Source organism: Melioribacter sp. Ez-97 (assembly GCF_051488665.1).
In the GTDB taxonomy this organism is placed as follows: Bacteria; Bacteroidota; Ignavibacteria; order Ignavibacteriales; family Melioribacteraceae; genus Melioribacter.
In genome coordinates this window covers 290,599-315,853 of record NZ_JBPSEG010000001.1, presented here as the reverse complement: position 1 = coordinate 315,853, position 25,255 = coordinate 290,599, and the positions used below count along the sequence as shown (strand labels likewise).

At 42.3% G+C, this 25,255-nt stretch carries 18 protein-coding genes and 1 pseudogene; 16 read left to right on the top strand and 3 right to left on the bottom strand.

Features of this window, described 5'->3' with window-relative positions:
* Window positions 1–279: 279 nt before the first annotated feature.
* On the bottom strand, window positions 280–1,350 hold the full coding sequence (locus ACSSWA_RS01250; protein WP_437354785.1) for a branched-chain amino acid aminotransferase: 1,071 nt from the start codon (window positions 1,348–1,350) through the stop codon (window positions 280–282).
* Between the two features lie 122 nt (window positions 1,351–1,472).
* Here ACSSWA_RS01250 and ACSSWA_RS01245 point away from each other — a divergent pair, with 122 nt between their 5' ends.
* From ACSSWA_RS01245 to ACSSWA_RS01220, 6 genes are all read left to right on the top strand, one after another.
* Window positions 1,473–2,303 (top strand): universal stress protein, encoded by an 831-nt coding sequence (locus ACSSWA_RS01245; RefSeq protein ID WP_437354784.1) that lies wholly within the window; start codon window positions 1,473–1,475, stop codon window positions 2,301–2,303.
* 13 nt (window positions 2,304–2,316) lie between these two features.
* Entirely contained in the window at window positions 2,317–4,008 is a 1,692-nt protein-coding gene (locus tag ACSSWA_RS01240) for a cation:proton antiporter domain-containing protein (RefSeq protein ID WP_437354783.1), read from the top strand.
* Complete coding sequence (locus ACSSWA_RS01235; RefSeq protein WP_437354782.1) at window positions 4,005–4,772, top strand: MlaE family ABC transporter permease; 768 nt, start codon at window positions 4,005–4,007, stop codon at window positions 4,770–4,772. The genes ACSSWA_RS01240 and ACSSWA_RS01235 overlap by 4 nt, the downstream gene beginning before the upstream one ends.
* Before the next feature lie 207 nt (window positions 4,773–4,979).
* Window positions 4,980–6,341, top strand: coding sequence for an NADP-specific glutamate dehydrogenase (gdhA, locus tag ACSSWA_RS01230; RefSeq protein ID WP_437354781.1), 1,362 nt, complete (start codon window positions 4,980–4,982; stop codon window positions 6,339–6,341).
* A gap of 30 nt (window positions 6,342–6,371) precedes the next feature.
* Entirely contained in the window at window positions 6,372–9,356 is a 2,985-nt protein-coding gene (locus tag ACSSWA_RS01225; protein ID WP_437354780.1) for a PEP/pyruvate-binding domain-containing protein, read from the top strand.
* A gap of 57 nt (window positions 9,357–9,413) precedes the next feature.
* Window positions 9,414–10,613, top strand: a complete 1,200-nt coding sequence (locus ACSSWA_RS01220; protein ID WP_437354779.1) for an aminotransferase class I/II-fold pyridoxal phosphate-dependent enzyme — start codon at window positions 9,414–9,416, stop codon at window positions 10,611–10,613.
* Between the two features lie 43 nt (window positions 10,614–10,656).
* On the opposite strand, the gene xylA is transcribed toward ACSSWA_RS01220, so the two are convergent.
* Window positions 10,657–11,985 (bottom strand): xylose isomerase, encoded by a 1,329-nt coding sequence (gene xylA / locus ACSSWA_RS01215; protein WP_437354778.1) that lies wholly within the window; start codon window positions 11,983–11,985, stop codon window positions 10,657–10,659.
* 18 nt (window positions 11,986–12,003) lie between these two features.
* The gene (locus ACSSWA_RS01210; RefSeq protein ID WP_437354777.1) at window positions 12,004–13,485 is read right to left on the bottom strand and encodes a xylulokinase; all 1,482 of its coding nucleotides are present in this window, start codon (window positions 13,483–13,485) and stop codon (window positions 12,004–12,006) included.
* 176 nt (window positions 13,486–13,661) lie between these two features.
* Here ACSSWA_RS01210 and ACSSWA_RS01205 point away from each other — a divergent pair, with 176 nt between their 5' ends.
* The 10 genes and pseudogenes from ACSSWA_RS01205 to ACSSWA_RS01160 all read left to right on the top strand — a co-directional run bounded on the left by ACSSWA_RS01205 (window position 13,662) and on the right by ACSSWA_RS01160 (window position 25,234).
* Window positions 13,662–14,351, top strand: coding sequence for an NUDIX hydrolase (locus ACSSWA_RS01205; RefSeq protein ID WP_437354776.1), 690 nt, complete (start codon window positions 13,662–13,664; stop codon window positions 14,349–14,351).
* Window positions 14,352–14,437: 86 nt separating this feature from the next.
* Window positions 14,438–15,706, top strand: coding sequence for a M16 family metallopeptidase (locus tag ACSSWA_RS01200; protein WP_437354775.1), 1,269 nt, complete (start codon window positions 14,438–14,440; stop codon window positions 15,704–15,706).
* 15 nt (window positions 15,707–15,721) lie between these two features.
* Window positions 15,722–17,374, top strand: a complete 1,653-nt coding sequence (locus tag ACSSWA_RS01195; RefSeq protein WP_437354774.1) for a 2Fe-2S iron-sulfur cluster-binding protein — start codon at window positions 15,722–15,724, stop codon at window positions 17,372–17,374.
* 69 nt (window positions 17,375–17,443) lie between these two features.
* Window positions 17,444–18,475 carry an NADH-quinone oxidoreductase subunit NuoH gene (gene nuoH, locus ACSSWA_RS01190; protein ID WP_437354773.1) on the top strand — a complete coding sequence of 344 codons (1,032 nt, stop codon included), beginning with the start codon at window positions 17,444–17,446 and terminating at the stop codon, window positions 18,473–18,475.
* A 14-nt stretch (window positions 18,476–18,489) separates the two neighbouring features.
* The gene (gene nuoI / locus ACSSWA_RS01185) at window positions 18,490–18,984 is read left to right on the top strand and encodes an NADH-quinone oxidoreductase subunit NuoI (protein WP_437354772.1); all 495 of its coding nucleotides are present in this window, start codon (window positions 18,490–18,492) and stop codon (window positions 18,982–18,984) included.
* A gap of 135 nt (window positions 18,985–19,119) precedes the next feature.
* Complete coding sequence (locus tag ACSSWA_RS01180) at window positions 19,120–20,658, top strand: YifB family Mg chelatase-like AAA ATPase (RefSeq protein ID WP_437354771.1); 1,539 nt, start codon at window positions 19,120–19,122, stop codon at window positions 20,656–20,658.
* Window positions 20,659–20,811: 153 nt separating this feature from the next.
* Entirely contained in the window at window positions 20,812–22,755 is a 1,944-nt protein-coding gene (locus tag ACSSWA_RS01175; RefSeq protein WP_437354770.1) for a mechanosensitive ion channel family protein, read from the top strand.
* 3 nt (window positions 22,756–22,758) lie between these two features.
* Window positions 22,759–23,655 (top strand): mechanosensitive ion channel family protein, encoded by an 897-nt coding sequence (locus ACSSWA_RS01170; protein ID WP_437354769.1) that lies wholly within the window; start codon window positions 22,759–22,761, stop codon window positions 23,653–23,655.
* Between the two features lie 42 nt (window positions 23,656–23,697).
* Window positions 23,698–24,477 carry an ion transporter gene (locus ACSSWA_RS01165; RefSeq protein ID WP_437354768.1) on the top strand — a complete coding sequence of 260 codons (780 nt, stop codon included), beginning with the start codon at window positions 23,698–23,700 and terminating at the stop codon, window positions 24,475–24,477.
* 16 nt (window positions 24,478–24,493) lie between these two features.
* A pseudogene (locus ACSSWA_RS01160) lies at window positions 24,494–25,234 on the top strand (transporter).
* Window positions 25,235–25,255: the final 21 nt, after the last annotated feature.

The window sequence follows — 25,255 nt, the reverse complement described above, 5'->3', positions numbered from 1 at the left end:
AATACAAATTAATCCCATATTTATTATCGGATATTAATCAAGGTAATTAAGCTCAGATAGAACAATAATAAACTTTATAGAACTGTGTAACTTAGGTGAGTTCCATAGGGCTAATAAATTTTTCACTTTTCGGGGTCAGTACTATCTTCAAGTAGAGGAATTTTTTATAGAGGCGTAAATAATTAATTCATAATAAAGGGTATTATTACTTAAGAAAATTTTATAAATAATTATTGGAGCGGGAACTACTTTTACGGTTGAAATCCCGCTCCTTTAATTTTATTCTACAATTGTAATCCAACCGAAACGGTCTTCAATCTTACCGTACTGAATTCCGGTAAGCTCGTCGTATAATTTCAATGCCAATTCGCCGGGTTCCGTATCGCTGAATTTAATTTCTCTATCGTGATATTTCAACTTGCTTACCGACGAAATCACAGCCGCGGTGCCGCTGCCGAAAATTTCAAGAAGTTCGCCTTTGTCGGCGGCGTTAAATAATTCATCGATTGCAATCAGACGTTCGTTAATGTTATAATCCCAGTCTTTTAATAGTTCGATAACCGACATTCTCGTAATGCCGGGGAGTATCGAACCGGAAAGCGCCGGTGTGGCTACCTCGTCTTTGATACGGATGAAGATATTCATTGCCCCGACTTCTTCGATATATTTTTGTTCGATTGCGTCGAGCCATAAAATTTGAGAGTACCCTTCTTTTTTCGCTTCTTCCTGGGCAATTAAACCCGCGGCGTAATTTCCGGCAGCTTTTGCCTCTCCGGTTCCTTTGCGTACTGCCCGCACATATTTATCCGTCGCCATAATCGGCACCGGTTTGAAACCCTGCGGATAATAAGGCCCGACCGGACTCAAAATAATTATAAACTTATAAGTGTCTGCCGCTCTGACGCCGAAACACGGCTCTGTTGCAAATATAAACGGACGAATGTAAAGAGAATGCCCCGGCTTTTGCGGTATCCAATCGGCGTCGATTTTAACAAGTTCTTTGATTGCGTTCAATGCCAGTTCCGGCTCCACTTCGGGAATGCATAGACGTCTTGCAGAACGGTTAAGTCTCTCGATATTTTTTTCGGGTCTGAAAAGAGCTGTTTTTCCGTCGACCTGTTTGTAAGCTTTCATTCCTTCGAAAATTGCCTGCCCGTAGTGGAATACCATTGCCGCAGGATCGATGTTGAGATTTTCGTATCTTTTAATTGTGGGAGTCTGCCATCCGCCTTTGTTCCTGTCGAAATCCATCTCGAAAATATGCTCGGTAAAAGTTTTCCCGAATACCAGATTCTCAGGCAATTTAACTTCTTTTTTCTTTTCGCTGTCGATTATTTTAATTTCTTTCATGGCTCTTACCGCTTTATATTTAATTTTTTGTTATTTATGTTACAAAATAATCGAAATAAATACTAATTGGCAATATAAAGGGATTTAATTAACTTGCATTTAAAATAAAAAGCAGGGGCGCAATGTTTAATAAAATCGGGCTGGCGGTTACATTTTCGCCCAACGGGCTTTCGCTTTTGAAGAACGCTCATAAATTAGCGGAATTGTTAAATCTCAATCTTGTAATTATTCACGTGGGCGAAAAAAATTCCGAAAAAGAAAAAAAAATGGATGAATTGATTCTTGAAGCCGGACTCGAAGAAGGCGGTTATTCTTTGGTCTGGCGGCAGGGAGAACCCGCCGCTGCAATTATCGATATCTGTATCGAAGAAAAGATCGATTTGTTGGTTGCCGGCGCGCTCGAAAAAGAGCCGCTGCTGAAATATTATACCGGTTCCGTTGCGCGAACTCTAATGAGGGAAGCTCCCTGTTCGGTTCTTGTGCTGGTCAATCCCGAAAACAAAATTTTAAAATTCAATAAGATTTGCGTCGATGTCGACTATACTCCGCTAAATGAAATTGCCGTAAAAAAAGCGTATAATCTTGCGCTTCTTGAAAACGCAGAAGAATTTATACTGGTCAGGGAATTTCAGGTGCCGGGACTGGCTATAACGGTGTCCGACGGGGGCGACTCCGAAGAAACTGAATCGAAAAGATTAATATGGCAAAAAGAAGAAGAAATGAAATTGAAATTATTTGCCGAAGAATTGAACCTGACCGGGATAAAGCCGAAACTGGTTTGCCGATACGGCAAGGAAGGGTGGGAATTAAAACAATACGCGCGGCAATCAGGCAGCGACTTGTTGGTGGTTGCTTTGCCGCCAAATAAACTGAAATTTTTCGATCGCATTTTCAAGCACGACCTTGAATTCATCTTCAGTCAATTACCTTGTTCGTTGCTGATAATTCGTTAAAAAATCTATGTCGATGAGCGCTTCTGAAATAACGTTATTTCTGGTCGGATTGAGTATAATCCTGCTATTTGCGAGGGGATTCGGCGAATTGCTCCGATTAATAAAGCAGCCGATTGTAATCGGAGAGATTATAGCCGGAATTGCGCTGGGTCCGACAATCTTCGGATATATTTTCCCCGGTGCGTTTAATAAGTTGTTCGTAGAATCCGAATCGATTTCGATAGCGCTTCATGCCATAACGCTTTTGGGAATCGTAATGCTGCTGCTTGTATCCGGAATCGAAATCGATTTATCCCTGTTAATCAGGCAGAGCAAAAAAGCTCTTTTAATAAGTGTTCTTGGAGTGGCTTTTCCGTTCATTCTCGGTTTTACATTCGCTTATTTGTTCCCGCATAAATTCGATATTCTCAATTACGAGGACAGATTAATCTATGCTCTGTTTATCGGAACCGCGCTTTCGATTACCGCGTTGCCGGTCGTGGCAAGAACTTTAATGGACTTGAATATATTCAAATCGGAAATCGGTTTTTCGATAATCACTTCGGCAATGTTTAACGACCTGGTCGGATGGATTATTTTCTCGATTATACTCGGTATGCTGGGCACAAATATCGGGCACGGAATGAGCGTGGGAAATCTTGTAGTTCTTTTATTCGCGTTTATAATTGTATCTCTGGTGTTTCTTCGAAAAATTTTCGATTACATTCTCGGCTTTGCCAAAAAATACTTGTCGAATCCCGGGGGCATTCTTAACATTATATTCATAATCGGATTCAGCGCAGCGGCATTTACGGAATATATCGGAATACACGCAATCTTCGGTGCGTTCATAATCGGCATAGCAATCGGCGACTCGGTTCATCTTACGGAAGACGTTCGGGAAATTATTAATCAGTTTGTTACAAATATTTTTGCGCCTCTCTTTTTTGTTTCGATCGGGCTGCGTATTAACTTCATACAGAATTTCGACCCGGCGCTCGTCATTATTCTTCTGGTTCTGTCGGTCGCCGGTAAAGTATTCGGTTCAACGTTGGGAGCCAAACTCGGAGGATTCGATAAATACGACTCGTGGACTATTGGGTTCGGTTTGAACACTCACGGCACTATCGAACTCGTCCTCGGTACTGTCGCTTACGAAGCGGGCTTGATTAACGAAAAGGTTTTTGTGGCGTTGATTATAATGGCGCTTACGACCACGCTTACCAGCGCTCCTTTAATGAGTTACTTTATTAAAAAGAGCAAATTCAGATTTACATTGCCCGGAATCCTCCGGAAAGATGCGGTTTTTATTTCGGATGACTCCGTAGCCGGTAAAAAAGATTTAATCGAAAAACTTACAAGCGTTGCGGCGGAAATTCACGGTCTTAACAAAGATGAAATATTTAATGAAGTATGGAAGAGGGAAGAGTCGTTATCGACAGGATTGGAAAATCATCTGGCTTTGCCTCACGCGCGATGCGACGTGAAAAATCCCGTTGCGGCTCTGGCTGTGCATAAGAAAGGCATCGATTTTGACTCTATTGACGGAAAGCCCTCGCGCCTGATTATTTTATTGATTACTCCGAAAGACAAACCGGAACTCCAGTTGGAACTCCTGTCGGCAATTGCGCGGAAATTAGGCAAAAGCGATATTATCGATTATATTGCCGGTCTTAATTCAAAAGAAGAAATAATAAAAACAATTAACCGGTTATTCGCATCATGAAAATTTTTCAAAACATCGGAAGAGCGACTTTAAATTTTTTTCAGGAAAGCGGACATGTTTTTAAGTTGACCGGCGAAATTTTCCGTTACGCTCCTTCGCTTATTAAGGGCAGAAAGAATTTCTTGTATCAAATGGAACATATAGGGGTGAATTCGATTCCGCTTGTTTTTATTATTGCGGTTTTTACCGGAGCGGTAGCCGCCTGGCAGGCTGCGTATCAATTGAAAGGAATCGCTCCTCTCTCTTTTCTGGGAGCGACGACCAGCCGCGCAATCATCACCGAGCTGGGACCGGTTTTGACCGCTATTGTTATTGCGGGCAGAATCGGAGCTTCGATTGCAGCCGAACTCGGTTCTATGAAGGTTACAGAACAGATTGACGCGCTCGAGACTATGGGAATAAGTCCGGTGCGCTTCCTTGCCGCTCCGCGTTTCTTTGCCGCGGTTTTGATGATGCCTGTGCTCGTAATTTTTGCGAATATAATTGCAATTTTCGGGGCTTATTTTATATCCAACTTTTTCCTCGGGGTTTCTTTTTCCGTTTTTTTCGAATCTGTAAGAAGATATTTTCTCTTCGGCGACTTTGCGTTCGGATTGTTCAAAGGCATGATCTTCGGCGGAGTTACTTCTCTGCTCGGCTGTCATATCGGTTTCAGTACTGAAGGCGGAGCGGAAGGCGTCGGGAAAGCAACAATCCGTTCGTTTGTATTAAGCGCGGCGATGATTCTTATTCTCGACTACTTCTTATGGACCCTGGTATTCTGAAAATACTCCTTGCATAATTGTCGAGCTAAACTTAATTTTAGTAAAGGTTATCTGAATAAAAAAGATAGATGACGCAAAAAGAGGGGCAAAACCCCTTAATATCAAATACCATTTTTATCCAACCGGTACAAAGACTTACCCCTTGTATCAACCGAAAAAAACAAAATTTTTTTCATTCAACCAATCTAAAACAATGGAGAGGTAGCCATGTCAGAATTTGTCAATTATCTAATGAATCTGGTTAAAACCAAAAATCCGAACGAACCGGAATTTCATCAAGCCGTTTACGAAGTAGCAATCTCACTATCTCTTGTAATGGAAAGGCATCCCGAATACAGAAAAGAAAAAATACTCGAAAGAATGGTCGAACCCGAACGGGTTATTATGTTCCGCGTGCCGTGGGTAGACGACCAGGGCGAAGTTCAAATCAATCGCGGTTTCAGAATCGAAATGAACAGCGCAATCGGTCCTTATAAAGGCGGTCTGCGTTTCCATCCTTCGGTCAATCTGGGAATTCTAAAATTTCTGGCATTCGAACAGGTTTTCAAGAACAGTCTGACTTCGCTGCCGATGGGCGGCGGAAAAGGCGGCTCGGATTTCGACCCGAAAGGGAAGAGCGACGCCGAGGTAATGAGATTTTGCCAGAGCTTTATGAACGAGCTTTACAGGCATATAGGCCCGAACACGGACGTGCCTGCAGGCGATATCGGCGTCGGCGGAAGGGAAATCGGTTATCTCTTCGGTCAATATAAACGACTCAAAAACGAATTTACAGGAGTATTGACGGGCAAAGGTTTGAACTGGGGCGGTTCGCTTATAAGACCTGAAGCTACTGGATACGGATCGGTCTATTTTGCTTCCGAAATGCTCGCTACGCGCGGCGAAACGCTCGAAGGCAAAAAATGCCTTGTATCCGGCAGCGGCAACGTCGCGCAGTATACGGTTGAAAAAATATTGGAACTCGGCGGTAAAGTATTAACGCTTTCGGATTCTAACGGTTATATCTATGATGAAGAAGGGATTGACCGGGAAAAACTTAACTTCGTTATGGACCTGAAAAATAATAGAAGAGGAAGAATAAAGGAATACGCTGAAAAGTTTAAAAATGCGGTTTATACCCCCGCAGATCCGAATCTGGACCATAATCCTTTATGGAATCATAAAGCCGACTGCGCTTTTCCTTCGGCGACTCAGAATGAAATTAACGGCAAAGACGCCCGGAATTTACTGAATAACGGGGTTTATCTGATTAGCGAAGGCGCAAATATGCCGTGCACGCCCGAAGCCATCGACTTGTTTCTCGACGCTAAAATTCTTTACGGTCCAGGCAAAGCAGCTAACGCCGGCGGCGTTGCAACTTCGGGTCTCGAAATGGCTCAAAACAGTATGAGATATTCGTGGACGCGCGAAGAAGTCGACAATCGATTACGATTAATCATGAAGAACATTCATAAAACCTGCGTGGATGTGGCTGAAAAGTACGGCACTCCAGGAAATTACGTTAACGGCGCCAACATAGGCGGGTTTATCAAAGTGGCAGACGCCATGATCGATCAGGGAATAGTATAAACCCATTTTTTCTTTAAATGACTTTTATTTATGAGCGATGTGATTAAATTCAATAAAGATTTAATAGAAAAAAGCAGTTTCTCGAAAATACAGGATTTTCACAGCCTGATGCGCTACAGGATTCGAGACATTCTGCTTGTATCGAGTCTTTACGATCTTTATATACTCGAGGAGGACAACCGGCTCTATGAATATATCCGCCACGAATACGAAGGCTTAAGTCTCAGTCACGCTCCGGAACTGGTTCATATATCGAGCGGCGCCGAGGCAATAAGAACCGCTCTCGACGAAAGAAAATTCGATTTGATTATTACAACGCTTCATATCGAAGACATGTCGCCGATCGCATTCGCCAGACGCGTTAAAGAAGCCGGTTTGGACATACCGGTCGTCCTCCTCGGGTACGACAACCGTGAAATGAGCGAACTTCTGGCCACAAAAGATTTCTCCATCTTCGATAAAGTGTTTATATGGCAGGGCGACTACAGAATTGTGCTGGCTATTATTAAATTTCTCGAAGACAGAAACAACGTCGAAAACGACACAAAAAAAGTCGGCGTCCAATCGATTATTTTAATTGAAGACAATGTTCGGTTTTATTCTTCATATCTTCCAATAATCTATACGGAAATATTAAAACAGTCCCAAAATCTGATGGCAGAGGGACTCAATCTTTCGCATAAATATCTGAGGATGAGAGCGCGCCCTAAAATTTTGCTCTGCGATACTTTTGAGGAAGGCTGGAACTATTTTGAAAAGTACGAAGAATACGTGCTCGGAGTCATATCGGATGTAGATTTCAAAAAAGAAGGCAGGCACGATCCGAATGCGGGAATTGAATTTGCCAGAAAAGTTAAAGAACGCCATTCGGATATTCCGATTCTTCTCCAGTCTACTATCGGAGAAAACGAAATTAAAGCCGGGGAAATCGGCGCGGATTTTTTGATTAAAAATTCTCCTACTTTACTTGAAGACCTGAAAAAATTCATGCTGAACAATTTCGGGTTCGGCGATTTTGTTTTCAAAACTCCCGACGGCAAGGAAGTAGGCCGCGCAAAAAATTTACTGGAACTCGAACACCAGTTGAAGAATATCCCGGACGAGAGCCTTTTGTACCACGCTTCGCGTAATCATTTTTCGAATTGGCTTAAAGCCAGAACTGAATTCTGGCTGGCTCACAGATTGAGACCGCAGAAAGTTACCGACTTTGCAACTCCTGAAGAACTCCGCCAAAGTTTGATTGACTCTTTGAGAGAATTTAGGAAATCGAGACAGGTAGGGATCATTTCGGATTTCAATAAAGAGTCGTTCGATCCGACGATTACTTTTGCGCGAATAGGAGGCGGGTCGATGGGAGGCAAGGCGAGAGGGCTGGGATTCGTAAACAGACTGCTCAGCGATTTCGACGTGCGTTACCATTTCAAAGGAGTTAAAATTTTTGTGCCTTCCGCCGTAGTTATCGGAACGGAAATTTTCGATTATTTTATGAACAACAACAATCTTCTCGACTTTGCGCTCCGTTCGAACAACGACGCCGATATCAAAAAGAAGTTTCTGAATGCAAGGAAATTACCGAAAGAAGTTAAGGAAGCGCTGAAGGATTTTCTGACAATAGTAAAAACGCCGATTGCAGTCAGGTCTTCCAGCCTTCTGGAAGATTCGCAGGATCAACCGTTCGCGGGAGTTTACGATACTTTCATGCTGCCTAATAACGAGAAATCGCTCGAATTGCGTCTCGAAAAACTTCTTAAAACAATCAAAAGAATTTACGCGTCCATCTACTTGAAAAAGTCGAAGGATTATATCAGAATGACTTCATACCGTCTCGAAGAAGAAAAGATGGCTGTGATAATCCAAATGTTAGTGGGCGCGGATCATAACGGCAAATTTTATCCCGAATTTTCAGGCGTTGCAAAGTCGTATAATTATTATCCGATATCGCCTTTAAAAAGCTCGGACGGTATTGCGGCTGTTGCGCCGGGGCTGGGCAAATACATTGTCGACGGAGAAATGCCGCTGCGGTTTTCCCCAAAGCATCCGAGCCGGTTAATACAGTTTTCGACAATAGACGATATGTTGAATTTCACGCCCAATCATTTTTACGCTTTAGACCTGAATTCAGAGTTTAAAGTGGAAACCCTCGACGAAGAGAGAATGATTAAAAAATACTCGCTTCAGTCGGCTCTGGAAGACGGCGCTCTTAAATTTACGTGTTCGACATATTCAAACGACAATAATCGAATTTATGACGGAGCGGAACGTACGGGACCGAAGATTTTTACGCTTGCTCCGATTCTAAAATACAATTTGTTCCCGTTGACGGACATTTTGAATCTTCTGCTGGAGATGAGCAATTGGGGTACGGCTTCTCCAGTAGAAATTGAGTTTGCTGTTAATTTGAGCGTACCGCAGGGCAAACCGGCTGAATTCGCGCTGCTTCAAATGCGCCCGATGGTTATCGATAGCGAATTGGAAGAATTGGACGCCTCCGATTATTCGGAAGGATCGCTCCTTTGCAAATCGAACAGGGCGCTGGGCAACGGAATAAAGAACGATATCAGAGATATTGTTTACGTAAGCAGGGCAAAATTCGAAACAAAATATACGGGCATTATGGCTGAGGAAGTCGAATATTTCAACAATAAACTGATAGGTATGCGAGCTCCTTACCTATTGATTGGCATCGGCAGATGGGGAAGTCTCGACCCATGGCTTGGCATTCCTGTTAAGTGGGAGCAAATAAACGGCGCCGCCGCCATTATCGAATCTAATTACGGCAATACCAATATAGTCCCTTCGCAGGGCTCTCACTTCTTTCAAAACCTGACATCATTTAAAGTCGGCTACTTCTCGGTCAATCAAATCGACGAAGATAATTATATCGATTGGGACTGGCTCGATAATCTGGATGCCGAAGAAGAAAAAATTTATACGAAACACATACGTATGGAAAAACCTCTGATTATTAAAATTAACGGTCAAAAAAACTTCGGCATTATTCTAAAACCCGAGTGAATTGGAGATGCCGACAAAAAAAATTATCTTTATTTTTCAGAAAAATAACGGTGATTTATGTCTCAAATAATAATCAAACCCGCGGAACGAACCAACGACATTAAATACGCAGTGCGAGATATTGTTGTTATTGCAAACGAAGTCGCCAAATCGGGAAAAGAAATGCTCTATCTTAACATTGGCGATCCGAATTTATTCGATTGGCAGACTCCCCGCATATTAATCGAAGAAACTTATAAAGCCATGCTGAATAATTATAACGGCTATGCGCCGTCTTCCGGAATTAAACCGGCAGTGGCAGCGATTGAGAAGGAAGCCGAAAGAAAAGGCATTAAAAACATTCAGGATATTTTTATTACGACCGGAGCAAGCGAGGCTATCGATATTTGTCTTACCGCGCTCGTTAACGAAGGCGAAAATATCCTTACTCCCACTCCGGGCTACCCGCTTTATACGGCTATTCAAAGCAAATTGAAAATGTACGAGAACCCGTATTACCTGAATGAAGAAAATAACTGGCAGCCGGACATTGAGGATATTAAAAGAAAAATAAACGATAAAACGCGGGCAATCATCATTATAAATCCGAACAATCCAACCGGAGCTCTTTACAGCAAAGAAATTCTGGAAGAATTGATCGAACTTGCAATAAAACATAATCTTGTCATCTTTTCCGACGAAATTTACGACAAATTAATAATCGACGATAAAGAGCATATTTCGATTGCCTCTTTGAATTCGGAAGCGCCCGTAATAACTTTCGGCGGATTGTCGAAAAACTATATGGCGCCCGGTTTCCGCATCGGATGGGGAATTGTAAGCGGCAATCGTACTGTATTGAATGATTATATCGAAGCTATAAATAAACTGCTAAGGGCAAGGCTTTCCGCAAATCACCCGGAACAATACGGAATTGCGCCGGCTTTGCTGGGCGATCAATCGCACCTGAAAGAGGCAAAAGAAAAATTGAAAAAAAGAAGAGACTTAACCGTGGAAATGCTCAATGCGATTGACGGTATAAGCTGCGTTAACCCCGAAGGCGCCTTTTATGCTTTCCCGAAGCTCGAGTCAATTAAAGACGACTACAAATGGGCTAAAGAATTGATTAAAGCGGAAGGCGTGGTTACTGTGCCAGGCAGCGGTTTCGGACAGGTTGAAGGAACTAGTCATTTCAGGATTGTATTCCTGCCGCAGGAAAATCTGCTCGATAAAGCTTACAATGCAATCCGGCGTTTTATGCAAACATACGAGGAATAAAAAAAAGCTGCCTCGAAAGAGGCAGCTTTTTTATTGGCTGCGCTTAAATATACATGTTGATCAACTGTTCGAGGTATTCCTGTTTCCCGCTGATCAATTTCGGTTCGCCGTTTTTAATTGCAATCTCTCTTAAATCTTCGAGAGTAAGTTCGCCTTTTTCAAAACGCGCTCCGTCGCCCGAATCGAACGAAGCGTAACGTTCCTGTCTTATTTTCTTATAATCCGATTCGTTAAGAATTTTTTCCGCGACCAGTAAAGCGCGGGCAAAAGCGTCCATGCCGGCAATATGGGCAATGAACAAATCTTCGATGTCGGTCGAATTTCTTCTTACTTTGGCGTCGAAATTAACGCCTCCGGTTCCGAATCCGCCCGCTTCTGCAATTACAAGCATCGCTTCGACCAGTTCGTAAATGTTAATCGGGAATTGATCGGTATCCCAGCCGTTTTGATAATCGCCGCGGTTTGCATCGATACTGCCGAACAATCCCGCGTCGACGGCGCATTGAATTTCGTGCTGGAATGTGTGACCGGCAAGCGTGGCGTGGTTAACTTCAATATTCAATTTGAAATCTTTGTCGAGTCCGTAGTGTCTAAGAAAACCGATAACTGTTTCCACGTCGTAATCGTACTGGTGTTTCGAGGGTTCCATCGGTTTCGGTTCAATCAGGAATGTGCCTTTGAATCCTTGTTTGCGGGCGTAATCTCTGGCGAGCTCGAGAAATTTAGCCATATGTTCTTTTTCCCGTTTCATATTTGTGTTCAGCAGCGTAAGATATCCTTCCCGACCGCCCCAGAAAACATAATTTTCGCCGCCGAGTTCAATTGTTGCGTCGAGCGCGCGTTTGACCTGCGTGGCTGCATAAGCTACTACGTTGAAGTCCGGATTCGTTGCGGCTCCGTTCATATAACGAGGATGCGAAAACAAATTTGCAGTGCCCCAGAGCAGTTTAACGTTCGAAGCTTTTTGCTTTTCCTTTGCGTATTCGACCAATGTTTGTAAACGCTTGTCGGATTCGGCAATGGAATCGCCTTCTTCAACTACGTCGAAATCGTGAAAACAATAGAAAGGGAGACCCAATTTGGTCGTGAATTCGAATGCCGCGTCCATTTTGCCTTTGGCTCTTTCAATCGGGTCTGATGCCTCGTTCCACGGAAGATTACGAGTGCCTCTTCCGAAAGGATCGGACAGTTCCGAACAGAAAGTATGCCAGTAAGCCGCAGAAAAACGAAAATATTCTTTCATCGTTTTTCCGAAGACGACTTTGTTTTCGTCGTACCATTTGAACGCAAGCGGATTTTTGGAATCGGGTCCTTCGTATTTAATCTTTCCGATTCCGGTAAAATATTCTTTGTTGCCTGTCAAATAATCCATTTATTCCTCCTGTTTATGTTAAATAAATTTTTTCAGGTTTGTCAGCCAGTTATTATACGCTTCGTTTGTAATTTCTTTTTGGGATGCGTCCGGTTCGATTACTTCTAGTTTGGTAAGATTACGAAACGCTTCTTCAGGCGATTTGAAAAGCCCGGCGCCTAATGCGGCTCCGCGCGCTGCTCCCGCCGAGCCGTCGGTATCGTATAATTCTACCGAAGCGTCGATAATATTTGTAAATGTGGATTTGAAAATAGGACTGAGGAACATATTTGCCTTACCGGCGCGGATAACGTTTATGTCGAGTCCCATCCTGCGAATTATATCGATTCCGTATTTGAAAGTGAATGCAATCCCTTCCTGCGCAGCGCGGAAAAAGTGCGCTTTGCCGTGACGATTTAAATCGACATTGAGAAATTGCGCTCCGATATTTTTATTCTCGAATACTCTTTCGGCTCCGTTTCCAAAGGGCAGTATAACTAGACCTTCGCTCCCGATCCCGATTTCCGAACTCATTTGATTCATGGTATCATATGAAAGACCTTCGCCCATATTTTTTCGCAGATAAGAATTCATAATTCCGGTTCCGTTAATGCAAAGCAAAACTCCGATGCGGGGATTTTCGGGCGAGTGATTGACGTGGGCAAATTGATTGACCCGCGATAATTTATCGTAATTGAGCCTGTCGATAACCGCGTAGACCACGCCCGACGTGCCTGCGGTAGCTGCAATTTCTCCCGGATTAAGAACATTGAGCGAGAAAGCGTTGTTAGGCTGGTCGCCTGCGCGGTAAGAAACTACTGTCTCTTTGTTCAGTCCGAGCTCATCGGCAACTTCCGGAAGAATTTTGCCCTGAACTGAAAATGTCGGAACAATGTCGGGCAATAAATTCTTGTCGATTCCGTAATACTCAAATATCTTTTCCGAAATTTGGTTTTCTTTGAAATCCCAGAATATGCCTTCGGAAAGTCCCGATACGGTAGTGTTTATTTCTCCCGTTAATTTCATGGCAATAAAATCGCCGGGCAGCATCGCTTTGAAAATCTTTCCATAAATCTCCGGCTCGTTGTCTTTTACCCATTTTAATTTAGATGCGGTAAAATTTCCGGGCGAGTTTAATAAGTTATTCAGACAATATTCTTCGCCTATTTCCTTGAATGCTTTATTGCCGATTTCGACCGCGCGGCTGTCGCACCAGATAATCGAGGGCCGCAATACATTTCTGTTTTCGTCGACCAGAACCAAACCGTGCATCTGATACGAAATACCGATCGATTTGACCGCTTCCGGTTTAATGCCGTTTTTTGCAATTAATTTTTTGGTCAAAAGTTTTGCGTATTCCCACCAGGTTTCCGGTGATTGTTCCGCCCATCCGGGTTTTGGCGAAGAAATTTTCATCTCTTCTTTGGGATGAAAATCGCTGTCGATTGTTCTGCCTGTTTCAACGTCGAAAAGCGAGCATTTAATGGAAGAGCTGCCGATATCGAATCCGATTGAAACCATGTTATTACTCCCCGAAGATAATTTTAAAGTTATGTGTAAAAAATACACTTTTATTTTTAAAAAATCACCAGAATTTTGTTAAACGGTTACTTTGAAATTTTCATCGGATTCCCGTTTTTAATCTCTCAACTTTTCTTTAGATTTAAATACTTGCTTGAGCATTTTGGAGAAAAATAATGTCGCATATCTTAAAAGACGTAATTAAAAACATTTCAATCGATTGTGTGATATTCGGATTCGAAAATTCGGAGCTTGAGGTATTGCTCGTAAAGCGCGCAATCAAGCCCGCAAAGGAAAGGTGGGCTCTGCCGGGCGGATTTATTAAAAAAGACGAATTGATTGAAACAGCGGCGCAAAGAATCTTAAAAGAGACTACGGGACTCGACAATATCTATCTGGAAGAATTCAAGATTTTCGACAAAGTCGACAGATATCCCCTGAGAAGAGTTTTCACGCTGGGACATTATGCGCTGGTTAAACCGGAACAGTACGTGCTGTCGACCGGGGCGGATACTTCGGAAGCCAAATGGTTTAAGCTGGACGAATTGCCTGAATTGCCGTTCGACCACCTCGAAATAATTCGGGAAGCGATGGAAAAATTGAGAGCCCGGATTCGTTACCGCCCGATTGGTTTCGAATTGCTGCCCGAAAAATTTACTCTGCCTCAACTTCAAACCCTCTACGAAGTGATACTCGGCAAAAAACTCGACAAACGGAATTTCCGCAAAAAATTAATGAAAATGAATCTGGTCAAAAAATTGAAAGAAAAAGACAAAAACAGCACCAGACGACCGGCTTATCTCTATCGCTTCGACAAGCGTACTTACGAAAAACTGAAGAAGAACGGATTTAATTTCGAGCTGTAGATAAATTTCATTTCTGTTTTGAAAACAAGCGGGGCTTTGTCTATATTTGTTTATTATTTTTAGGATAAATTGCGGTTAAATCTTCTTTGGCAACTCATAATTATTTGAAAAATATAAAGATATCGCGACTCGACAACGGCATTACCGTGGTCTCCGAAAAAATAGACCATGTCGACTCGTTTTCGCTCGGATTCTGGTTTAATGTCGGCTCGCGCGACGAGAACGAAACGAATAACGGAATCAGCCATTTCATCGAGCATATGTTCTTCAAAGGCACTCGAAAAAGAAACGCCAGGAAAATTGCCGAGGATATCGAATCGCTCGGCGGATATCTGAACGCCTTTACGTCCAAAGAACATACTTGTTACTACGGCAGGGGATTGAAAGGCAATCTGGAACAGACTTTCGAAGTCCTCTCCGATATGCTTCTAAATTCTGTTTTTTCCACAAAAGAAATCCGTAAAGAAGCGCAAGTGGTTATCGATGAACTTTATGATATCGAGGATTCGCCCGAGGAATTGATATTCGACCGCTTCGAAAGCGCGGTTTTTAACGGATCTTCGCTCGGACTTCCGATAATAGGAACCGAAAAAAACATTAGGAATTTTACGAGAAAAGACATTAGGGAGTACGTCCGAAAAAATTATACATTCAACAGAATGTATATCGTCGCTTCGGGCAACCTGAGCCATAACCGGTTGATAAAACTTGCGGAAAAATATATTGATGATTCATTTGAAAAGTACAGCGCTTCCGAAAGAAATTTGGAGCTTAATCCTGCCGGCGACCTGTTTATAGAAAAAGATTCACAGCAAGTTCACTATATTGCAGGAACTACCACCTACGGATTTAATAGCAAAAAGAGATACGCAGCCAGGCTCTTGTCGTATGTGCTGGGCGAAGGAAGCAGCTCCCGGCTTTTTCAGCGATTAAGGGAAGAAAACGGCATCGCTTATCAAATTAATACTTTCTTGAATTCTTTTTATGATGTCTCCACGTTTGGCGTCTATCTGTCGACGAACGAAAAATCGATACATAAAGCCCAAAAATTGATTTTTGAGGAAATCAATAAAATCCGGAACAGAAAAATAAGCGCAAAAGAATTGGAGAGAGCTAAAAAGTATATGATCGGCAATATGATGATGAGCCTTGAAAACACAACGAACAGAATGACAAGAATGGGACAGTCGGTAATTTACTTCGGAGATATAAAATCCCCTGCAGAAACTGTGAAAGAAATTAATAAAGTCGATGAAGACGACATAAAAGAAATTGCCAACGAAATATTCGGAAACAATAAATTAATTCGCGTACTATTGAGTTCAAAGAATTTATTAATGCAGCGTGTAGCATAAAATAAAGGAAAGATTATGCCACAAATTACTATCGACGGAAAGCAGATAGAATTCAAACCGGGACAAACAATCATTCAGGCGGCTCGCGACGCCGGTATCGAAATACCGCATTTTTGCTGGCATCCGGAATTATCGGTATCGGGCAATTGCCGCGTTTGTTTGGTAGAAGTGGAAAAAATGCCGAAGCTCGTAATCGCCTGTGCAACGATTGCATCTGAAGGAATGGTGGTTCATACGAAGTCGGACAAAGCGCTCGAAGCCAGAAACGCGGTGATGGAATTTATTTTGATCAATCACCCGCTCGATTGTCCGATTTGCGACGAAGCCGGCGAATGTAAACTTCAGGAATATGCTTACGCTCACGGCAAAGGTGAAAGCCGTTTCGAAGAAATCAAAAACAGAAAAGAAAAACGCGTCCAATTAGGTCCTTATGTAAAGTTCGACGGAGAACGTTGTATATCGTGCTCGCGCTGTATCCGTTTTTCCGATGAAATAGCCAAAGCAAATCAGCTTACTTTTGTCAAAAGAGGCGACAGCGTTACAATTACAACTTTCCCGGGCGAGTCGTTCGACAATCCGTATTCGTTGAACGTGGTGGATATATGCCCTGTCGGAGCATTGACAAATCAGGACTTCAGATTCAAATCGCGCGTCTGGGAAATGTCCCATACCGATTCGGTTTGTATCGGATGCTCGCGCGGATGCAATATCGATATCTGGGTAAGGAACAATCAAATACTCAGACTTACGCCGCGTTACAATCCGGAAGTAAACAATTACTGGATGTGCGATAACGGCCGACTTAATACTTTCAAACATGTAAACTCGGATACGCGAATCGACGGAGTTTATGTGCGGGAAAACGGCGAGCTGACAAAATCCGATTGGGATACGGTTTATAACCGGGTTGCGGCGGAATTGAAAAAATATAAACCGGATGAAATTTTATTCTTGGGTTCGCCTTTTGCGACCGTCGAAGATAATTTTGTTTTGAAAAAGCTGGCATCGCATTTTAATTCCGCTCCGTATTATCTGGCTCATATCAAACCGGGCGATCAGGACGATATTTTAATACGCGAAGATAAAACGCCTAATTCAACGGGCGCCGAATTGCTCGGACTGAAAAAATTGAACAGTCCGGAAGAACTGCTTGCGTTGCTTACAAACGGGAAAGTAAAAGCCGCTTATATAGTCGAGGACGATCCGGCGGGAATGAACGACGCTCTGAAAAACGCTCTGGCAAAATTGAAATTGTTGATTGTTCACGCTACAAACAAAAACGAAACTTCCGAATTGGCGCATTATTTATTCGCTGCCGCCACTTATGCCGAAAAACACGGCGCTTTTGTAAACTTTCAAGGCAGAGTGCAAAGAATTAAACCCGCAGTCGAAACAGTCGAACTCGACAGAGCTCTCGACGGCATGAACATGAGCAGGTGGGATAAATTCGGAACCAAATTCGACAGGTGGAAACAAGGACATAAATACGACGCCCTTCCATCGTGGAAAATATTATCCCGTTTAACTTATGCCGTTAACGAGAAAGCGAAATATAGCATGGCGGAAGAAGTCTTTAACGAAATTTCGAATACCGTGGAAGCGTTTAAGGGAATCGATTACGACAGCATCGGCGAGATGGGAACGCAAATTAAATACGAACTTGCATAATACAGATACTTGGGTCGTACTGATAAATTATAAGTCGACATAAAAAGAAAACAATCGGAGCTTTTAGTAATGACAATTTGGGAAATAATAATAGCTTCTGTAATTAAGATTGCAATTGCGCTAACGGCGTTGTTATTGTCGGTCGCGTATATGGTCTATTTCGAAAGAAAGATTAGCGCATGGGCTCAGAATCGTCTCGGACCAAACCGCGTCGGCTACAAAGGACTGCTTCAGCCGTTTGCGGATGTTTTTAAACTGCTTTTCAAAGAAGATATAGTGCCGAACGCAGCGGATAAAACCCTGCATACAATGGCGCCGTTTATCTCGTTGTTTGTCGCATTTGCCACATATGCCGTTGTGCCGATCGGACCGGAAGTGAATTTATTCGGTTATCAGATTAAATTGGTCGTAGCCGACGTAAATATCGGAATTCTGTATGTGCTTGCTCTTACATCGCTCGGCGTTTACGGAATCACTCTTGCAGGCTGGTCTTCCGGCAGCAAGTATTCGTTGCTGGGCGGCATTCGTTCTTCGGCTCAGATGATTTCGTACGAAGTTTCGATGGGATTTTCGATTGGCGGAGTTTTATTGATGGCGGGTTCGCTGAGACCGATAGACATAGTAAATGCCCAATACGGATGGATGTGGAATGCAATTGTACAGCCGATCGGATTTATTACTTTCGTAGTATCCGCGTTCGCTGAAACCAACAGGCTTCCTTTCGATTTGCCGGAAGCTGAACCCGAATTGGTCGGAGGATATCATACGGAATACAGTTCGTTCAAGTTTGCCGGTTTCTTCCTGGCCGAATATGCCAATATGATAATCGCAAGTCTGCTGATTGTAACTCTTTATCTGGGCGGATGGCAAATTCCTTACATCGACAAATTAGGACTAAGCGAAGGCTTGACAACTGTTCTTCAGATTGCTGCGTTTTTATTGAAAACGGCATTTATGCTCTTTGTGTTTATATGGGTAAGATGGAGTATCCCCCGATTCCGTTACGATCAGTTGATGAATCTCGGATGGAAAGTGATGTTTCCGCTGGCGTTGCTCAATATAGTTTGGGTTGCTCTGTTAATAATGATTTTCAAATTATAGTTTTAAGGTAAGCAATGGCACAGAAGAAAAGAAAAAAAGACCTGAATTTTTGGGAGAGAATCTATATCGTCGAAATTATCAAAGGGATGATTCTCACCTTAAAAAATATGCTCCGTCCAAAATTTACAATGGAGTATCCGGAGGTTAAATTCGAACCGCCCGCTTCATACAGAGGCAGACCTGTGCTCGTACTCGAAGATAACGGCGTCGAAAGATGCGTGGCTTGCGGGCTCTGTTCGAGAGTTTGTCCCGCTCTGGCAATCGAAGTGCAGGCTTCGGAAACCGAGCTGGAAAAAGAAAGATATCCCGAAAAGTTCGAAATTAATATGCTCCGTTGCATCTTCTGCGGCTTTTGCGAAGAAGTTTGTCCCGAAGAAGCAATCGTAATGAGTAAGGAATATGAACTCGTCTTTACTAACCGCGACGACGCTATCTTCGGAAAAGATAAATTATTGATTCCCGTCGACCAGCTCAGAGATCGAATAGAATTCTTAAGAAAATTCAAATAAACCTCAAAATTATCGTACAGTTGAAAGCGCATTCAATTTTCGGGATGCGCTTTTTTATTTTAAATAACGACTTAACGATTTTGAATTACAGATAAATTTTTATAAGTTTATAAAAATCCAAAAGCGGGGGATTACATGTTTTCGAGGGTAATCTCCGCTTCTACGTTCGGTATCGACGCTTATAAAGTGGAAGTGGAAACTCACAGCGAGAGACAGCTTCCGTCGATTACAATTGTAGGGCTGCCCGACAACGCAGTTAAAGAAAGCAGGGAGCGCGTCAGCGCTGCTCTGAAAAATACCGGCATCGATTACTCGTTCAAAAAAATCACGGTCAATCTTGCCCCCGCCGATATTAAAAAGGAAGGAAGCGCTTTCGACCTGCCGATTGCTGTAGGAATACTCGCCGCCAACGAACTGGTTGATACGAATCAATTGGATGAAACAATGATACTGGGAGAACTGTCGCTCGACGGTTCTTTACGTAAAATAAAGGGCGGTCTGCCGGTAGCTGTCGAAGCGCGTCGTTTGAAACTTAGAAATCTGATTCTGCCTGAAGATTCCGTTAAAGAGGCATCGATTGTCGACGGCATTAAAGTTTACGGTTTGAAAAACCTGAAAGAAGTAATCGATTTTTTAAATGGCGGCGACGGATTCGAACCGACGTACACAGATAAAGACGAGGTGTTTTCACAAATAAATAAATATCATCTCGATTTTTCCGACGTAAAGGGACAGGAGAATGCAAAAAGGGCGCTCGAAATTGCAGCCGCCGGCGGTCATAATATAATTATGATCGGACCGCCCGGTTCTGGTAAAACAATGCTTGCCAAAAGACTGCCAACCATACTTCCGCCTCTTACTTTCGAAGAAGCTTTGGAAACTACGAAAATACATTCCGTGGCAGGAATTCTGCCGAAAGAAAAAGCGCTGATAACCGAAAGACCATTTCGCAGTCCCCATCATACGGTTTCGGATGCGGCTTTGATCGGCGGCGGCAGCATTCCGCGTCCGGGCGAGGTTTCTTACGCGCATCACGGAGTATTGTTTCTGGATGAACTGCCGGAATTTAAGAAGAACGTTCTCGAAGTAATGCGCCAGCCGCTGGAAGATGCAAAAGTAACAATAAGTCGTTCCAAAATGTCGGTTGAATTTCCTGCTAACTTCATGCTTGCCGCTGCAATGAATCCCTGCCCGTGCGGATATTATACCGATCCTTCAAAAGAATGCACTTGCAGTCCGGCGCAAATTCAAAAGTATATGGCCCGCATTTCCGGTCCGCTGCTCGACAGGATCGATATTCATATCGAAGTGCCTGCGGTAAAATACAAAGAATTATCGTCGGAAATTCAGGGAGAAAAATCGGAAGAAATAAGAAAGCGAGTCGTTGCGGCTCGTTTAATACAACTGAAAAGATTCGAAGGTCTTAGAAATGTCTATTGCAATGCGGATATGGGAAGCCGAGAACTCAGAAAGTTTTGCCGACTCGACAGTCAATGCAATGATTTGCTCAAAATGGCAATGACCCGGCTTGGATTCTCGGCGAGGGCGTACGACAGAATTATCAAAGTAAGCCGCACAATTGCCGATATCGAATCTTCGGAAAATATTTTGCCTCAGCATATCAGCGAAGCAATCCAATACAGGGCTCTCGACAGAGAGTTATGGGGACATTGATTACCAGCGGTTTGGAACGCTACTTTAAATAATCTAATAATTAAAATCATTCCGGTAAGCTGTTAGCCTGCAATCTTAAATAATTTTTTTATTGACTGTAAAATTATTTTTTAAGATATATCAACCGCGAACTAATTAAAAAACGGTAATAATATGAAATCGAGACATATAGTTTTTTGGGCAGCGGTCTTAGTTTTTTCTGTTTACTGCAATAATTATGCGGTAACGGATTCCGTCAATATAAAAAAATATCCGGTGATTCTGGATTCGGATACTCTGTTCTACATTGGCAAAGGAATAGGCGCTTTTAATGCCGAAAAACGAGCCGGTGAAATTTCAGCGGAGTTGAATAATCTTTTGCGGGACGAATCCTTTTCGCCCGACTCGCTTAAGTTGAGAAAAGGGAAGGCATATTGGAATATAATTGCCGGGGAAAACGTGATTATGTCCGTAACGGCTGAAGACGCGGATTTAGCCGGCGTGTCGGACTCTCTTCTTGCTTCGGAGTATCATTCCTTAATTATTAACGCAATTAACAAGATTAAGTCGGTAAATAAAACCAAATTATTAATCTATAATATCATTTATAATCTCGTTTATTTGATTCTCCTGGCGCTCTTCTTCTGGGGAGCGAATAAAATATTTCCGAGAATATATAAATTTATCGGAATTATTGGTCCGAAGATTTTGCCTACGATAAGATTTAAAGAACGGGATATCGTTAAGAAAGAAAGTCTGGTAAAAGCGCTTGATTTTACCGCGAAAGGTATTCGTTTTGTATTATCGCTATTTGTTATCTACCTGTTTATCATTTATACGCTTCAGTTATGGCCTTTAACGAGAAGCTGGGACTTGCAGCCTATTATCAAAAGCGTAGCTTTGCTGATTTTTTATTCGGTTCTCTTTTATGCTATTTTGAGAGGAATCAATTCGCTCTACAAAATTGCTTCGGCGAAAATCGGCGAATGGAAAGGCACAAAAATCAAGTCGCTTAAAATCAAGAACATCGAAGTGCTGAATGAAGACCGTATAATAGAAATATTATTGCTCGTCAACAAGATTTTTAAATTTGCCCTGCTTCTGTTCTCTTTCTATACTTTTTTAACTATAATTTTCAGTTTGTTTACTTTTAGCAGTCACTGGGCTGACACGCTCTTGGGATACATACTGAATCCGCTTAAAACCGTATGGACGTCTTTTATAAATTTCCTGCCGAATCTCTTCTTTATTATAGTGCTTGTTTTTGTATTCAATTATTTGATAAAAGCGGTCAAGTTTATATTTAATGAAATCGACAAAGGCACGCTCGAGATTCCCGGTTTTCATAAAGATTGGGCTATACCTACATATAAAATAGTTCGCTTTTTGATTTTGGTTTTGGCGGTAATAATCATCTTTCCGTATTTGCCTGGGTCGGATTCGCCGTTCTTCCAGGGAATTTCGGTTTTCCTCGGTATTTTATTTTCATTAGGATCGTCTTCCGCAATTTCGAATATGGTAGCCGGCGTAGTGCTTACATACATGCGTCCTTTTAAACTTGGAGACAGAGTGAAAATTGCAGATACGATGGGCGATGTGGTGGAAAAGACTCTTTTGGTAACAAGAATCAGAACTACAAAAAACGTTGATATTACAATTCCGAATTCGATGGTGCTCGGCAGTCATATTATTAATTTTAGTTCGTCTTCCGAAGATAAAGGTCTTATACTCCATACGACTGTGACTATCGGTTATGATGTTCCGTGGAAGCAAGTGCACGAATTGTTGATTTCCGCAGCCGCCGAAACTGAGCATATCAAAAAAGAACCGCGTCCGTTTGTATTGCAGACAAGTCTGGACGATTTTTACGTTTCGTATGAGTTAAATGCCTACACAGATAAACCTCAAATGATGCAAAAAATTTATTCCGAGCTTCATTCTAAAATTCAAGATAAATTCAATGAAGCGGGAGTCGAAATATTGTCGCCTCATTACAGCGCTATAAGGGATGGTAATCAAGTCACAATCCCACAGGATTACTTGCCCAAATCCTACCAGGCTCCTCCCTTTAAAATCTTCGGAGTAAATTTATGGGGCACCAAGGACAACAAGGAGTAATTTATGGAATTCGAAAAAATCCTATACGACCCGGTTATCGGAAAGTTTGTAACCGCATTTGTTCTTACTCTTATTATTATTTCGATATCGAGGTTTATCCGTTCGCGCATTACCAGAGTAACAAAAGATATCGATCTGCGTTACAGATTACGGAAAATAGTAACCGTAGCAAGCTATTTGATAGTTATATTCGTTCTTTCGATTGTATTCAGCGATAAACTCGGCGGGCTTACGGTCGCGCTTGGAGTCGCAGGCGCAGGTATTGCATTTGCTCTTCAGGAAGTTATAGCAAGCATAGCTGGATGGTTAGCCGTTTCATTGTCCAATTTTTACAGAGTAGGCGACAGAGTCCAGCTCGGCGGCAATGTCGGCGATGTAATCGATATCGGAATTTTAAGAACGACTTTGATGGAATGCCGTCAATGGGTAGACGGCGACCAATATACAGGCAGAATTGTAAGAGTCGCAAACAGTTTTGTATTCAAAGATTCGGTGATTAATTATTCGGCAGATTTCCCATTTTTATGGGACGAAATAAAACTGCCTGTCAGATACGGCAGCGACGTGGAACTTACGCGGAATATTATCAATCAGGCGGCTAATGAAATCATCGGTCCTTACGTGCCGCAGGCTCAACAGCACTGGGATCGTATGCTCGACAAATACAGAATTGAAAACGCAAACGTCCATCCGATGATTTTTATGGTTGCCAACGATAACTGGCTCGAATTCTCGCTACGGTACGTTGTCGATTATCAGGCAAGGAGAACTACAAAAGACAAGCTGTTTACAAAAATTTACAGCGAAATATTAAAAACGGATAATAAAGTTCAACTGGCTTCGGCTACTTTCGAATTAACCGCCGTACCTCCTTTCAATATCAGTTTAAATAAATCATAATAAACGATTTATTTCGTATATTGTAAATAAACCGATATCGGAATGAGAAAGAAATTATACGAAGTTATTTTCGAATCGAATACCAGAGCGGGAAAAATATTCGATATATTCCTTCTCTGGATAATTATTACCAGCGTTTTCCTCGTCTTTTTAGAAAGCATTCCCGAACTTAGCCTTTACCACAAAAAGCTCTTTTACTATGCCGAATGGTCGGTAACTGTCTTATTTACTATAGAATATCTGTTGAGAATTTACGTTGCCCCAAAGCCGTGGAAATATATAATGAGTTTTGGGGGACTTATCGACTTCCTTTCGATTGCTCCCACTTATATTGATTTGCTGGTGCCCGGTTACCACTATTTACTAGTCGTAAGAATATTCAGACTTTTGAGAGTATTCAGGGTTTTGAAGCTGGCGCGTTACATTAAAGAATCGGAAATATTATATGCCGCTTTGAAATCAAGCTTCCATAAAATAAGCGTTTTCTTTATCGCAGTTATTACGATTGTAATTACAATGGGAACAATTATGTATGTGGCGGAAGGAGGAGAGAACGGATTCGAAAGCATTCCCCAAAGCATTTATTGGGCTGTCGTAACAGTAACTACCGTAGGTTATGGCGATATTGTGCCTAAGACGTTTGCCGGTAAATTGATTGCTTCTCTTTCTATGATTATCGGATACGCTATAATCGCAGTGCCTACAGGAATAATTACGGTTGAAATATCACGCGCGGGTTCAACCGGGAAAAAATGCAACAATTGCGGAAATACCAATCCTAACGAAGCGCTCTACTGTTTTAAATGCGGCAATAAAATTTAAATAAGGGAGAAATTATATGCATAAATATTTATTAATGGTTGCGGCAATGTTGTTTTTGATAAATTCGAACAAAAAAGCTCAAACAATTATCACTGACCGACCGGATTTTACCGAAAGCGCATTCACTGTGCCGGCAGGTACCGTTCAATTCGAAGGAGGGGTTTCATTCGACAATAATAACGACGTCAATAATTTTATCTTCCCTTCCGTTTTAACCAGACTTGCTTTGCATAAATCTTTTGAGGTAAGACTGGGTTTTAACGGGTGGACATACTCGGAAAAAGATTCGAAAACATATCTGAACGATTTGATTCTCGAAGCCAAATATCAGTTATCAATAAATCCGGAATTCCCTCTGGCGATTTTACTGGTAAGCAAGCTGCCTACCGGGAGTGAAGAAATCTCTGTCCAAAATCCCGAATACGGATTAAAACTCGCCGCGTCTCATCCGGTTACCGACTATTTCTCAGTCGGTTCGAATGCCGGCGCTATTTCATTCGAATCGGATTCAAAAAGGTAAATCCTCTATCTGTTTTCTTTAAGCATGGGATTTGCCGTTGCGGAAAGAACGGGTTGGTTCCTGGAATTTTTTACGCTGATGCCGGAAAATCGCCAATGGCAGCCTTCAATCGACACGGGATTTACATACTTGATAGGAGATAATTTTCAGTTCGATCTGTATGCGGGATTCGGGCTTAATAAGTATGCGTCCGATTTATTCGGCGGGCTCGGGCTCTCCTACAATCTCAAATACTAACGAAAAATGTAATACTTTTGT